Genomic DNA, 13,617 nt, shown 5'->3' with positions numbered 1-13,617 from the left:
GGAGTGCTCCACTCCCGGCCCGCCTCTCTGCCGTCTCCGCCTCAGCCCACCGGCGCGGTGTCCACCACACCCTCCGCGCACAGTGCGGCGTGCAGCACCGCCGAGGCCCGCAGCACCAGCGCGTCCCCATGACGCGCCGCCACCAACTGCGCCCCCACCGGCAGCCCCGTCGCGCCCGTACCGCAGGGCACCGTGGCGGCGGGCTGCTGGGTGAGGTTGAACGGGTAGCTGAACGGGGTCCAGCCCGTCCACCGGGCGAGCCCGCTGCCCTCGGGCACCTCGACCCCGGCCTCGAACGCGGTGATCGGCACCGCCGGAGTGAGCAGCAGGTCGTAGGTCTCATGGAAGCGGCCCATCCGCACCCCGAGGGCCATCCGCTCGTCCACCGCGCCCAGATAGTCCAGCGCGCTCCGCGCCGCCCCCTGGCGGCACACCTCCTGCAAGCCCGGGTCGAGCAGCGCGAACCGCTCCGCGTCCAGATGCTCCACCACCTTCGCCGCCCCCGCGAACCACAGCGTGTGATACGCCTCCACCGGGTCCCGGAAACCGGGGTCGGCCTCCTCCACCTCGGCGCCCAACTCGCCCAGCAGATCGGCCACATGACGCACCCGCGCCGCGACCGCCCCGTCCACCGGCGCCCCCGCGAGCGTCGGCGCGTACGCCACCCGCAGCCCGGCCAGCGTGCCTCCGGCGAGGGCCTGTGCGACCTCGGCCCGGTAGCCGGCCCGGGGCGGCTCCAGCGCGGACCAGTCCCTGCTGTCGGCGCCGGTGACGACATCCATCAGCAGCGCGGCGTCCGCCACCGTCCGCGTCATCGGCCCCGCGTGCGCCAGGGTGCCGAAGGGGCTCGCCGGATAGAGGGGGATACGGCCGTAGGTGGGCTTCAGGCCGAAGACACCGCAGAAGGCGGCCGGAATCCGCACCGAACCACCGCCGTCGGTACCGATCGACAGCGGCGCCATCCCCGCCGCCACCGCCGCCGCACCGCCACCCGAGGAACCACCCGAAGTGGCCGACGGATCCCAGGGGTTGCGGGTGATCCCGGCCAGCGGACTGTCCGTCACACCCTTCCAGCCGAACTCCGGGGTGGTCGTCTTCCCCACGAACACCGCGCCCTGCTCCCGCATCCGGGCCACCGAGGGCGCGTCCTCGTCCCAGTCCTGCTCGGGCGCCACGCTCAGCGAACCGCGCAGCGTCGGCCGGCCCCGGGTCAGCAGCAGGTCCTTCACGGAGACCGGCACCCCGTCCAGCAGCCCGCTCGCCGCACCGCGCCGGTACCGTTCCTCGCTGGCCCGGGCCTCGGCCAGCGCCGCCTCCCGGTCGACCAGGCAGTAGGCGTTGATCCGCGGATCCACCGCCTCGATCCGGTCCAGCACCGAGGCGGTCGCCTCCACCGGCGACAGCTCACCGGCGGCATAGGCGGCCAGCAGCTCGGCCGCCGTCAGCGCATAGGGCTCCGGGGCCGACCCGGAGGCGGCGGGGGCGGTGGGCGTGCTGTGCGGTGCGGTCATCGGGAGCCCTCCTCGGACGGGGTCCGCGCACCGGCCGCGACCGGTACGTAGCCCAGCTTCTTGTCCACCACGTTGCGCAGCGGGCGGCCGGAGCGCCAGCGCGCGAAATTATCGGCGAAGACCTCCGCCAGATCCTCCAGCCAGGTATCGGTGTCCGCCGACATGTGCGGGGACACCAGCAGCCTCGGCGCCTCCCACAGCGGGCTGTCCGCGGGCAGCGGCTCCTGCCGGAACACATCCAGCGCGGCGCCGCCCAACTGCCCCTGGTCCAGCGCCGCCAGCAGGTCCTCCTCCAGCACCATCGGGCCGCGCCCCACGTTCACGAAGCGCGCCCCCCGCTTCATCCGGGCGAAGGCGGCCGCGTCGAAGAGGTCCTCGGTCTGCGGGGTCAGCGGCGCCGCGCACACCACCCAGTCCGCCCGCCCCAGCAGCCCGTCCAGCTCCTCGAAGCCGTGCACGGTGCCCACCTCGGGGTCGCCGTCCCGCCGGGTGCGCCCCACCAGTTCGGCCCGCAGCCCGAGCGCCCGCAGCGTCAGCAGCACCGCCCGCCCGATCGGCCCGCCGCCCAGCACCACGGCCCGGGTGCCGGCCACCCGGGACGTGACCCGGTGCTGCCAGACCCGGTCCCGCTGCCGACGGTGGGTACCGGCGAAGTCCTTGGCCAGGGCGATCACCAGGCCCGCCACATACTCGGCGATGGGCTGCTCGAAGACACCGCGGGAGTTGGTGACCAGGGTGTCGGAGCCGGCGAGCGCGGGGAACATCAGCCGGTCCACCCCGGCGCTCGCGGTGTGCACCCAGCTCGGGCCGCCGTGCCGGGGCCAGGCGGCGGGCAGCGCCTCGGTGCCGAACTCCCAGACCAGCAGGGCGTCGGCGTGCGGCAGTTCGGCGGCGAGCCGCTCCTCGGGGATGCACACCAGGTCGGCCTGCGCGGCCACCTCGTGCAGTCCGGGTGGCGGCCGGTCGGCGAGCACCAGCACACGGGGGGTTTCGGTCTTCGTCACGGCAGTCCTTCGGATCGCGCGGGTGCGGGGGTGCGGACGAGCGGCGGGGCCGGAAACCGGCGGCTTCGAGCAGTTCGGAGCGGGGGGAGAGCGGCGGCCGGCGTACGGGCGGGAGCGGAGCCTTGAAGTCCGGAACGAGCGGGGCCGTGCGCGCCGTCGCACTCGCGGGCGCCGCAGGGATTGACACGCTAAGCAGCGGATCTTTACGTTGTCAACAATCTACATGGCTTGGGCCGGCACCCTCTGCTACCCGCCCCACCACCCCCCAAACCCATGCCCCTCCGAGACCCACCGGGACCCGTACCGGTCCCGCCCGGACACGTACCGAGAAACCCCACACGTACGCAGACATCCACGAAGGGGCCCGCATTGGACATCACCACCTTCGGCGGTCCGGCACCGCAGCGAGGCGTCGGCGTCGTCGCCCCGTTCGACTTCGCGCTCGACCGCGAGCTCTGGCGCTGGACACCCGAAGAGGTCTCGCTCCATCTGACCCGCACCCCGTATGTGCCGGTCGAGGTCAGCGTCGACATGGCCCGCCTGATCAGCGAACACGCCACGCTGCACTCGGCGGTCACCGCCCTGGACGCGGTGCGCCCCGAGTCCTTCGCCTACGCCTGCACCGCCGGCAGCTTCGTCGGCGGTATCGCCCAGGAACGCGCCATGTGCGCCTCGATGAGCGCGGCCGGTCGCGGCCGGCCCGCCGTCACCACCTCGGGTGCCCTGCTGGAAGCACTCCGTGAACTGGGCGCCCACCGTGTCGGCGTGATCACCCCGTACACCGGCTCCCTGACCGAAGCCCTCCGGGAGTACCTCGCGGAGGCGGGCGTGGAGGTCGTCGGCTGCCAGTACATGGGGCTCACCGGCGAGATCTGGAAGGTGGCCTACCGGGAGGTGGTGGACCTGGCGCGGGCGGCGGACCTGACCCGCGCCGACTGCCTCTTCGTGAGCTGCACCAATCTGCCGACGTACGACGTCATCCCGCAGTTGGAGGCCGAGCTGAGGCTGCCGGTGATCTCCGCCAACCAGGTCACCATGTGGGCCGCGCTCCGCAACGCCGGGGTACGGCCGGTCGGCGACTACCAGTCCCTGGTCGACCCCTCCGCCCGCGCCGCCCTCGACGCCTACCGCCGCGCCCCCGAACCCATCGTCACGACCTTCCCGGAACCCTTCGCCCCACCGGCCCCCGAACCCCTGCCGGAGCCCGCCGCGGAGCCGTTCGCGGAAGCCGTCGCGGAGCCCTTCGCGGAGGCCGTCGCCGCGCCCGAGCCGGAGCCCGCCGGGTGCGACCTCCGGACCCCGCACCTGCCCGCCCAGCCCCCGGTACCGGACGAGACCGAGCCGGGCACCGAGCCCAACTGACGTACCTACCAGCGCACTTGGCCCGCCAGGACCGGGCGCGCTGCCGGTGGGGGAATGTCAACAATCTGCACATCCCAGAATTCGCCCAGTACACTTCCCGGACGAAAGGACGACCGATCATGACGGAACAAGCGGCCCGCGTCGGATTCCTCTACCCCGGCCACTCCGCCGAGGACGACTACCCCCGCCTGGAGCAGATGCTCGGCGGCGGCGTCCGGCTGACCCTCGTCCACACCGACATCGGCACCGACGCCCACCGCGTCGACGAACTGCTGGAGATGGGCGCCACCCACCGCCTCAAGGCCGCCCTCGGTGAACTCCTCCGCCGGCCCCAGGACGCCGTCCTCTGGGCCTGCACCAGCGCCAGCTTCATCTACGGACCCGAGGGCGCCCGGCGGCAGGTCGCCGAACTGGCCGAGGCCGCCGGGCTGCCCGCCACCCGCGTCTCCTCCACCTCCTTCGCCTTCACCGGCGCCGTCCGCGCCCTCGGCGTCCGCAGGCTGGCCATCGCCGCCACCTACCCCGACGACGTGGCCGGCTACTTCGTGCGCTTCCTGGAGGCCGACGGGGCCGAGGTCGTCCAGGTGTCGGGCCGGGGGATCATCACCGCGGCGGAGGTCGGTACCCTGGGCCGCGAACAGGTGCTCGAACTGGCCCGCGGCAACGACCATCCGCAGGCCGAGGCGATCCTGCTCCCCGACACCGCGCTGCACAGCGCCGCCTGGCTGGACGACCTCGAAACAGCAGTCGGCAAGCCCGTCCTGACCGCCAACCAGGTCACCGCCTGGGAAGGGCTGCGCCTGGCCGGCGACACCGCACCGCGCACCGGGCTGGGCTCGCTGTTCCGCCGCACCCGGCACCCCGATCCCGTCACCACCGCGACGGTGTGAGCCGCACCGCCGCCGAGACCCGAGGAAGCGAACTGAATATGGCCACCGCGAAACCCCTGCGCCCGGTCAAACGGGAGCCCGCCGCCAGCGTCATCGCCGCCCGGCTGACCGAGGCCATCATGGACGGCGGCCTGGCGCCGGGCTCCCAACTCGGCGAGGCCGAACTGGCCGGCCAACTCGGCGTCAGCCGCGGCCCGTTGCGCGAGGCGCTGCAACGCCTGGTCCAGCAGGGCATCGCCGTGAGCATCCCGCACCGCGGCGTCTTCGTGACCCGGCTCGACGGGGACGACGTACGGGACATCTACCTGGCGCGCGCCGCGATGGAGTCCGCGGCCTGCCGGCTGGTCCTCCGGCACGACCCGCAGGGGACGGCGGCCCGCCTCGCCAAGGTGCACCGCTCCATGGCCGCGGCCGCCGACCGGGGCCGGCCCGCCGCCCTCAGCGCCGCCGACATGGAGCTCCACCAGATCCTGGTCGAGGAATCCGGCAGCCCGCGGCTGCGCCGCATCGCGCAGACCCTCTTCGTGGAGACCCGGATGTGCCTCTCCGCCCTCGCCGACGACCACCCCGACCCGTACGCGCTGGTCGAGGAGCACGCCGCGCTGATCGAGGCCCTGCGGGAGGAGGACGAGGAGCGGCTGCTCACGCTCCTCGACGACCATATGCAGGACGCCGTGCAGCGCCTCACCGGCGGCGCCCGCCACGGCGAACCCGCCCAGGACACCGCGGCCGCCGCCGGCTGACCCCCGGGCCTCACCCCGGGCGCCGCGTCGTACCGAACCGGCGGCGGTAGTCCGTGGGTGTGGTGCCCAGGTGGCGGGCGAAGGCGCGGCGCAGGGTCTCGTCGCTGCCGAGGCCGCTGCGGTGTGCCGCGGCCGTCACGCTGTGGCCGTCGAGCAGGAGCTGCTGGGCCCGGTCGAGGCGGACGCGTTCCACCCAGCGTGCGGGGGTGGTGCCGAGTTCGGCCCGGAAGAGGCGGGTCAGATGCCGGGGGCTGACCGCCGCGGCCGCCGCCATCGCGGACAGCGCGTGATCGGCGGCGGGATCGGCCAGCACCGCCTCGGTCACCGTGCGGCGGCGGGGTGTCCAGCGCGGTCGAGAACTGGGACTGCCCGCCGGGGCGTTGGACGAAGACGACGAGTTCGCGGGCGGCCGCACGGGCGATGCCGGCGCCGTGGTCGTCCTCGACGAGGGCGAGGGCCAGGTCGATCCCGGCGCTGATGCCGGCGGAGGTGATGTATCTGCCGTCCCGGATGTGCAGGGCGTCGGGTTCGACCCGCACCCGGGGGTGGCGGCGTGCCGCCAGTGGGTGGTCGCGCGGCGGCCGTCGAGCAGGCCGAGACCGGCGAGGACGACCACGGCGCCGGTGCAGACCGAGGCGACGCGCGCCGCCCGCCCGGTGAGGGATGCGGCCGCCGCCCGGAGCGCGTCGTCCAGCGGCTGCTCGGCGAGGAGATCGGCGCCCGCGACGACGAGCGTGCCGATCGGACCGGCGTCGGCGGGGCGCTGGCGCCCGAGGTCGCCCTGGTGACCCGCGGCGTCGAACTCGACGTCCTCGGTATCGGCTACACCCCGGTCACCGCCGGGGAGCGCGCCGCGGTCGTCGCCGCCCACCCGCGCCCCGACTTCAAGAACCGCGTCCTGGCCGCCTTCACCGAGGGCATCCAGGACCGCCCCGACACCACCTTCGGCAATGTGAAGGCCGACGTCCTCGCCCACTTCACGCCCGGTTTCGTACGAGGCGACTTCGTGGAGGTCATCAAGTCCTCCCCGTGGCCGGAGTGAACCGTCCGGCGGCTCAGCCGAGGGCGCGGTCCAGGTTGAAGGCGGCGCTGATCAGTGCGAGATGGGTGAACGCCTGCGGGAAATTGCCGAGTTGCTCTCCGCTGCGGCCGATCTCCTCGGCGTAGAGGCCGACATGGTTGGCGTAGGTGAGCATCTTCTCGAAGGCCAGCCGTGCCTCCCGCAGGCGTCCGGCGCGGGTGAGCGCCTCGACGTACCAGAAGGAGCAGATCGAGAAGGTGCCCTCGGAGCCGCGCAGGCCGTCCGGGCTGGCCTCCGGGACATAGCGGTAGACCAGCGAGTCGGAGACCAGATCCTCGGTGAGCGCGTCCAGGGTGGAGAGCCACTTGGGGTCGGTGGGCGCGACGAACTTGGCCATCGGCATCATCAGCACCGAAGCGTCGAGTACGTCGTCGTCCAGCCCCTGCACGAACGCCCCGCGCTCGGGCGACCAGCCCTTCCGCATGATCTGCCGGTAGATCGCGTCCCGGCTCTGGCGCCAGCGGGGGAGATCGGCCGGCAGTCCGCGCCGGTTGGCCATCCGGATGGCCCGTTCGATCGCCACCCAGCACATCAGCCGCGAGTAGACGAAGTTCTTCCGGCCGCCGCGCGTCTCCCAGACGCCCTCGTCGGGCTGGTCCCAGTGGTCGCAGAGCCAGTCGACCACGGCCCCGACCTCGTCCCAGTGGTCGCTGCTGATGGGCTGCCCCCACTTGTCGTACAGATAGATGGAGTCGACCAGCGCCCCGTAGATGTCGAGCTGGAGCTGCCGGGTGGCGGCGTTGCCCACCCGGACCGGGGCGGAGCCCAAGTGCCCTTCCAGATGGCTCAGTTCGGTCTCGGGCAGGTCGGTGCGCCCGTCGATGCCGTACATGATCTGGAGCGGGCCGGTGGGGCCGGTGCCGCGCATGATGCCCCGCTCGGACACAAAACCCATCAGGGCCTCGGCCTCGGAGGTGAAGCCCAGGCGGAGCAGGGCGTAGACGCAGAACGCGGCGTCGCGGACCCACATATAGCGGTAGTCCCAGTTGCGTTCACCGCCGGCCCGCTCGGGGAGGCTGGTCGTCGGCGCGGCCACGATCGCGCCGGTCGGCACATAGGTGAGCAGCTTCAGCGCCAGCGCCGAGCGGTGCACCATCTCCCGCCACCGGCCCCGGTAGCGGGAGTGGGCCAGCCAGTTGCACCAGAAGCGGGCCGTCGCCTCGAACTGCTCCTCCGCCTCGGCGTGCGGGCAGGCCCGCGGTCGGGCGTCCTCGCTGAGCCGGTCCAGGGCGAACACCACCGACTCCCCTTCGAGGATCTTGAAGTGCGAGAACACATCGGTGCCGTCGCTCTCCAGGGGTGCGGTGGAGGTCAGCGCCAGCGAGATCGACGGGGCTTCGAAGACGGCCTCATGCGCCCGCGCGTGCACGGTGTGCCGCTCCGCCCCGTAGCCGAAGCGGGGCGCGATCCGTGCCCGGAACGGGAGGGCTCCCCGGACGCAGATCACCCGCCGGATCAGCCGGTGCCGGGACGCCTCACGGGACTCGTCGACGACCGGCATGAAGTCCTGGATCTCCGCCACCCCGTCCGCGCCGTAGAACCGGGTGATCAGGACATTGGTGTCGGGGAAGTAGAACTGCCGGGTCCGTGACGGCACATCGGCGGCCAGCTCGAAGGACCCGCCCCGGTCGGCGTCGAGGATCGAGCCGAACACACTGGGTGCGTCGAAGCGCGGGCAGCAGTACCAGTCGATGGTGCCGTTGGCGCCGACGAGCGCCGCGGTCCGCAGATCGCCGATCAGGCCGTGCTCCGAGATCGGCAGATAGCGCAGGCCGTCCAGCGCGGTCGCGTTCTGGAATTCCATGCCGCCCTCCTGACCAGTCCAGCGGTGGCAGGTGTGCGCGAGAGGAGAAGACCTGGTCTTCATGGTAGATCCCCCGCCTAGGGACGCAGCCGGACGGAGGTGAGAGGCCCCGCATCTGGGAACCCGGGACAGCGAACGAGAGGAGACCGCCATGAGTGAGGCCGGGAACTGGAACGCCCAGATCATCGAGGAGTTCCGAACGCACGAGGGCAAGGTCGGCGGAGCCTTCGAGGGCGCCCCGCTCGTCCTGACCCATCACCGGGGCCGCAAAACCGGGCGGGAGCATGTCACGCCGATGATGTACCTCCCCGACGACACCGAGCCGGACACCGTCTATGTCTTCGCCACCAAGGGCGGCGCCCCCACCGACCCCGACTGGTACCGCAATCTGACCGCCGCCGGTGACGGCACCATCGAACGCGGCACCGAGACCTACCGGGTGACCGTCCGCGATCTGACCGGCGCCGAGCGCGACCGCGTCTACGCCGAGCAGGCCAGCCGCTACCCGGGCTTCGCCGACTACGCCCGGAAGACCGAGGGTGTCCGCGTCATCCCGGTACTCGAACTCCGGCGGGCATAGCCACCCTCCCCGTCCGCGACGAGCAAGGAGCGAGATCATGGCGAAGGCAGTGAGGTACGACGAGTTCGGCGGGACCGATGTGCTGCGGGTCGACGAGGTCGAACGGCCGGTGCCCGGGGCCGGGCAGGTCCTGGTGCGGGTGAAGGCGGCCGGTATCAACCCCGGTGAGGCGATCATCCGCACGGGGGCGCTGACGGAGATGTTCCCGACGACGTTCCCGTCCGGGCAGGGCAGCGATCTCGCCGGGGTCATCGAGGAGACCGGGCCCGGGGCCGGCGGGTTCCTGCCCGGTGACGAGGTGATCGGCTTCAGCAACCGGCGGGGCTCCCAGGCGGAGTTCGCCCTGGTCGAGGCCGAAGACGTCACGCGCAAACCGGAGCAGGTGTCCTGGGAGGTCGCCGGCAGCCTCTATGTCGCCGGAGTGACGGCGTGGAGCGCCGTGCAGTCCGTCCACCCCGGGGAGGGCGAGACCGTGGTCGTCTCGGGAGCCGCCGGCGGGGTCGGCTCACTCGCCGTCCAGCTCGCCCGCCGCACCGGGGCCACCGTCATCGGCCTGGCCAGCGAGAGCAACCACGACTGGCTCCGCGGCCACGGCGTGATCCCCGTCTCGTACGGCGACGGCGTCGAGGAACGCATCCGGGCCGCCGCGCCCCAGGGGGTGGACGCCTTCATCGACCTCTTCGGCGGCGGCTACGTCGAACTGGCCCTCGCCCTCGGCGTCCCGACGGACCGGATCGACACCGTCATCGACTTCGCCGCCGCCGCGGAGTACGGGGTGAAGACGGAAGGCCAGGCGGCGGCCGGACCGGGCGCCGAGGTGCTCGCCGATCTGGCCGACCTGATCGCCACCGGGCAGCTCGAAGTACCGATCGCCCACACCTACCCCCTGGCCCGGGTCCGCGAGGCCTACACCGAACTCGAACACCGCCACACCCACGGCAAGATCGTCCTGACCCTCTAGACCTCGTCCGTCCACAACTTCAGGCCGCCGCCGGGATCTCCGGGCGTACCGGCCAGGACGGGTCGACCAGTTCCGGTGAGCCGGTGCGGGCGGACCACGCCTGGGGCACCCGGGCCTGCGCCGCGTGCCACACCGCCTGGAGGCCGTGCAGCTCCGTCGGCGTCAGCCGCTCCAGCCGCGCCGCGAACCTCCGGCCCAGCGCCCGCACCACCTCCAGCGCCGCCACCGCGTCCGCCGCCGCGTCATGCGCCCCGTCCGGCTCCACCCCGTAGTGCGCACAGAGCTCGGCCAGGGTGCGCTGCCCCTCGCGGTGGCGGTCCAACTGCCGGTCCAGCACCCGCGGATCCAGTACCCGCAGCGCGCTGCCCGCCGCGTACCGCTCCAGCGAACCGGCCCGGTGCCTGCGCAACTCCCGGTCCAGCAGCGTCAGTCCGAACGGCGCGTCCATCACCACCAGCGGCCGGAGCGCGGTGCCATGGCCGGCCAGCTCCCGCGCCACCTCGTCCACCACCGGCGACGGCCAGCGCCCGTTGCGCTCCACATACTCCTGCGTCAGCCCGTGCACCGCGACCGCCGCCGCCGGCATCGGCACCCCCGGGTTGACCAGCCACCGCAGCACCCGCGGCCGGGCCCCCGCCGCGTCCTGCACCACCACCGCCGCCGACACGATCCGGTCCCGCTCCACGTCCGTCCCCGTGGCCCCGGTGTCGAAGGCGGCCAGCGGCCCCTCGTACCAGCACGTCATGCCACCCAACTCCTCGCCTGGCCTCGCCCGTCGGGACCCGTCGGGTGTCCCGTTCGGTGATACCCGCGTCGTTTGCCCGATACGCCGCCCGCGGGGGCAACGCCCTTGCCGGGGGCGGAGGTTGGCGCGTTCCGAGGAGTGCGCGGGCCGATCCGGCGGGCGGGGGCGTGCGGGCGGCGGGGGCGGCTTCCCGTCTTCCGGCGGCCCGCGCCCTGCGGACAACCGCTTCGCGCGCGGCCCCCCGGGCTCGGTACGATTCCCCCTGCCGTGCCATACGGCACAACCACCTTCAGGCAGGAGAGACCGGTGTCAGACGTCCGTGTGATCATCCAACGCGATTCCGAGCGGGAAGAGCGCGTGGTGACGACGGGCACTACCGCCGCCGACCTCTTCCCCGGCGAGCGCACCGTCGTCGCCGCCCGCGTCGACGGCACCCTGAAGGACCTCGCGTACCAGCCGGCGGACGGCGAGCAGATCGAACCGGTGGAGATCTCCTCCGAGGACGGGCTGAACATCCTGCGGCACTCCACCGCGCACGTCATGGCCCAGGCCGTGCAGGAGATCTTCCCCGAGGCCAAGCTCGGCATCGGCCCGCCCATCCGGGACGGCTTCTACTACGACTTCGACGTGGCGGAGCCCTTCACCCCCGAGGACCTCAAGCGCATCGAGAAGAAGATGCAGGAGATCCAGAAGCGGGGCCAGCGCTTCTCGCGCCGGGTCACCAACGACGCCGACGCCCGCGAGGAGCTGGCCGAGGAGCCGTACAAGCTGGAGCTGATCGGGCTCAAGGGCAACGCCGCCGAGGCCGCCGAGGGCGCGGACGCCGAGGTCGGCGGCGGCGAGCTGACCATCTACGACAACCTCGACGCCAAGACCGGCGAGCTGTGCTGGAAGGACCTCTGCCGCGGCCCGCACCTGCCCACCACCCGCACCATCCCCGCGTTCAAGCTGATGCGCTCCGCCGCCGCGTACTGGCGCGGCAGCGAGAAGAACAAGCAGCTCCAGCGGATCTACGGCACCGCCTGGCCATCCAAGGACGAGCTGAAGGCGCACCTGGAGTTCCTCGCCGAGGCGGAGAAGCGCGACCACCGCAAGCTCGGCGCGGAGCTGGACCTCTTCTCCTTCCCCGACCAGCTCGGCTCCGGCCTCGCCGTCTTCCACCCCAAGGGCGGCGTGGTCCGCAAGGAGATGGAGCAGTACTCGCGCCGCCGGCACGAGGAGGCGGGCTACGAGTTCGTCAACACCCCGCACATCTCCAAGGAGCAGCTCTTCGAGACCTCCGGGCACCTGCCGAACTACGGGGATGTCATGTTCCCCCCGCTGGAGTTCGACGGGCAGAACTACCGCCTGAAGGCCATGAACTGCCCCATGCACAACCTGATCTTCGACGCCCGCGGCCGCTCGTACCGCGAACTCCCGCTCCGCCTCTTCGAGTTCGGCACCGTCTACCGCTACGAGAAGTCCGGCGTGGTGCACGGCCTGACCCGCGCCCGCGGCTTCACCCAGGACGACTCGCACATCTACTGCACCAAGGAGCAGATGGCGGACGAGCTGGACTCCCTGCTCACCTTCGTCCTGGACCTGCTGCGGGACTACGGGCTCAGCGACTTCGAGCTGGAGTTGTCCACCCGGGACCCGGAGTCCGACAAGTTCATCGGGAGCGACCAGGTGTGGGAGGAGGCCACCGCCGCCCTCCAGGAGGCCGCCGACAAGCAGGGCCTGCCCCTGGTGCCCGACCCGGGCGGCGCCGCCTTCTACGGTCCGAAGATCTCCGTGCAGGCGCGGGACGCCATCGGCCGGTCCTGGCAGATGTCCACCATCCAGGTCGACTTCAACCAGCCGGAGCGCTTCGGCCTGGAGTACACCGCGGCCGACGGCTCCAAGCAGCAGCCCGTCATGATCCACCGCGCGCTCTTCGGCTCCATCGAGCGCTTCTTCGCCGTCCTCCTCGAACACTACGCGGGAGCCTTCCCGGCCTGGCTCGCCCCGGTGCAGGCCCTCGGCATCCCGGTCGGCGACGCGCATGTCCCGTACCTGGAGGAGTTCGCCGCCGAAGCCCGGACGAAGGGCCTGCGGGTCGAGGTGGACTCCTCCTCGGACCGGATGCAGAAGAAGATCCGCAACGCACAGCGCGCCAAGGTCCCGTTCATGGTGATCGTCGGCGACGACGACATGAACGCGGGCAGCGTCTCCTTCCGCTACCGCGACGGCTCCCAGGAGAACGGCATCCCCCGCACCGAGGCCATCGCCAAGATCCTCGACGCGGTGGAACGCCGGGTTCAGGTGTAGCCCGGACCCGGTTCCGGTCGGTGGGGCCGGCCCTTTTCGGGGCGGCCCCGCTCCGGTTTCCGGGGGAGAATATGCTGGCCCGCATGACCAGTGAGCCGGAGCAGCAGACGGAGCCGGCAGGTGTACCGGACGGGTTCGGACGCCTGTGGACGCCCCATCGGATGGCCTATATCCAGGGGGAGAACAAGCCGATCGGCTCGTCGGCGGGGGAGGGGTGCCCGTTCTGTGCGGCGCCCGGCAAGTCGGACGAGGACGGGCTGATCGTCAAGCGCGGTGAGCATGTCTTCGTGGTGCTCAACCTGTACCCGTACAACGGCGGGCATGTGATGGTCGTGCCCTACCGCCATGTCGCCGACTACACGGAGCTGACCGCGGAGGAGACCGCGGAGCTGGCCGAGTCGACCAAGCAGGCGATGACGGCGCTGCGGGCGGTCTCGGGGGCGCACGGTTTCAACATCGGGATGAACCAGGGCAGCGCGGCGGGCGCCGGTATCGCCGCCCATCTGCACCAGCACATCGTGCCGAGGTGGGGCGGCGACACCAATTTCATGCCGGTCGTCGGCCATACCCGGGTCCTGCCCGAACTCCTCGGCGACACCCGGAAGATGCTCGCCGCGGCCTGGCCCCAGGGGGCTTGAGCCGACCCC

Annotated in this window: 11 protein-coding genes and 2 pseudogenes; 8 read left to right on the top strand and 5 right to left on the bottom strand. The window is 72.4% G+C overall.

The window, feature by feature from the left end:
- Positions 1–41: 41 nt before the first annotated feature.
- Positions 42–1,511: an amidase gene (locus ACFVST_RS24635; protein WP_390155748.1), complete on the bottom strand. Its 1,470-nt coding sequence runs from the start codon at positions 1,509–1,511 to the stop codon at positions 42–44.
- A complete protein-coding gene (locus tag ACFVST_RS24630; protein ID WP_390155750.1) occupies positions 1,508–2,530 on the bottom strand; it encodes a D-2-hydroxyacid dehydrogenase in 1,023 nt (340 codons plus the stop codon). Before ACFVST_RS24630 ends, ACFVST_RS24635 begins: the two co-directional genes overlap by 4 nt.
- 354 nt (positions 2,531–2,884) lie before the next feature.
- Here ACFVST_RS24630 and ACFVST_RS24625 point away from each other — a divergent pair, with 354 nt between their 5' ends.
- The 3 genes from ACFVST_RS24625 (at position 2,885) to ACFVST_RS24615 (ending at position 5,510) form a co-directional block, all read left to right on the top strand.
- On the top strand, positions 2,885–3,877 hold the full coding sequence (locus ACFVST_RS24625) for a decarboxylase (RefSeq protein WP_390155747.1): 993 nt from the start codon (positions 2,885–2,887) through the stop codon (positions 3,875–3,877).
- A gap of 119 nt (positions 3,878–3,996) precedes the next feature.
- Positions 3,997–4,767 carry a decarboxylase gene (locus tag ACFVST_RS24620; RefSeq protein ID WP_390155746.1) on the top strand — a complete coding sequence of 257 codons (771 nt, stop codon included), beginning with the start codon at positions 3,997–3,999 and terminating at the stop codon, positions 4,765–4,767.
- Complete coding sequence (locus ACFVST_RS24615; RefSeq protein ID WP_390155745.1) at positions 4,764–5,510, top strand: GntR family transcriptional regulator; 747 nt, start codon at positions 4,764–4,766, stop codon at positions 5,508–5,510. Before ACFVST_RS24620 ends, ACFVST_RS24615 begins: the two co-directional genes overlap by 4 nt.
- Before the next feature lie 10 nt (positions 5,511–5,520).
- Here ACFVST_RS24615 and ACFVST_RS24610 read toward each other — a convergent pair.
- A pseudogene (locus ACFVST_RS24610) lies at positions 5,521–6,282 on the bottom strand (GlxA family transcriptional regulator); the annotation flags it as partial.
- On the opposite strand from ACFVST_RS24610, the pseudogene ACFVST_RS24605 reads away from it, so the two are divergent.
- Positions 6,274–6,552, top strand: a pseudogene (locus ACFVST_RS24605) (diguanylate cyclase); the annotation flags it as partial. The pseudogenes ACFVST_RS24610 and ACFVST_RS24605 overlap by 9 nt on opposite strands.
- Before the next feature lie 13 nt (positions 6,553–6,565).
- Here ACFVST_RS24605 and ACFVST_RS24600 read toward each other — a convergent pair.
- A complete protein-coding gene (locus ACFVST_RS24600; protein WP_390155744.1) occupies positions 6,566–8,395 on the bottom strand; it encodes a glycoside hydrolase family 15 protein in 1,830 nt (609 codons plus the stop codon).
- Between the two features lie 151 nt (positions 8,396–8,546).
- Here ACFVST_RS24600 and ACFVST_RS24595 point away from each other — a divergent pair, with 151 nt between their 5' ends.
- Together ACFVST_RS24595 and ACFVST_RS24590 are read left to right on the top strand one after the other, a co-directional pair.
- On the top strand, positions 8,547–8,975 hold the full coding sequence (locus ACFVST_RS24595) for a nitroreductase family deazaflavin-dependent oxidoreductase (protein WP_390155743.1): 429 nt from the start codon (positions 8,547–8,549) through the stop codon (positions 8,973–8,975).
- Positions 8,976–9,012: 37 nt separating this feature from the next.
- Positions 9,013–9,936 (top strand): NADP-dependent oxidoreductase, encoded by a 924-nt coding sequence (locus tag ACFVST_RS24590; protein ID WP_390155742.1) that lies wholly within the window; start codon positions 9,013–9,015, stop codon positions 9,934–9,936.
- 19 nt (positions 9,937–9,955) lie between these two features.
- On the opposite strand, the gene ACFVST_RS24585 is transcribed toward ACFVST_RS24590, so the two are convergent.
- Positions 9,956–10,681 (bottom strand): exonuclease domain-containing protein, encoded by a 726-nt coding sequence (locus tag ACFVST_RS24585; protein WP_390155741.1) that lies wholly within the window; start codon positions 10,679–10,681, stop codon positions 9,956–9,958.
- Positions 10,682–10,987: 306 nt separating this feature from the next.
- On the opposite strand from ACFVST_RS24585, the gene thrS reads away from it, so the two are divergent.
- Together thrS and ACFVST_RS24575 are read left to right on the top strand one after the other, a co-directional pair.
- The gene (gene thrS, locus ACFVST_RS24580) at positions 10,988–12,970 is read left to right on the top strand and encodes a threonine--tRNA ligase (protein ID WP_390155740.1); all 1,983 of its coding nucleotides are present in this window, start codon (positions 10,988–10,990) and stop codon (positions 12,968–12,970) included.
- A 71-nt stretch (positions 12,971–13,041) separates the two neighbouring features.
- Positions 13,042–13,608: an HIT family protein gene (locus ACFVST_RS24575; protein WP_390155739.1), complete on the top strand. Its 567-nt coding sequence runs from the start codon at positions 13,042–13,044 to the stop codon at positions 13,606–13,608.
- The last annotated feature ends 9 nt before the right edge of the window (positions 13,609–13,617 follow it).

Source organism: Streptomyces sp. NPDC058045 (genome assembly GCF_042885635.1).
In the GTDB taxonomy this organism is placed as follows: Bacteria; Actinomycetota; Actinomycetes; order Streptomycetales; family Streptomycetaceae; genus Streptomyces.
The sequence above is the reverse complement of the archived record's forward strand: the minus strand, read 5'-3'. Positions and strand labels throughout refer to the sequence as shown.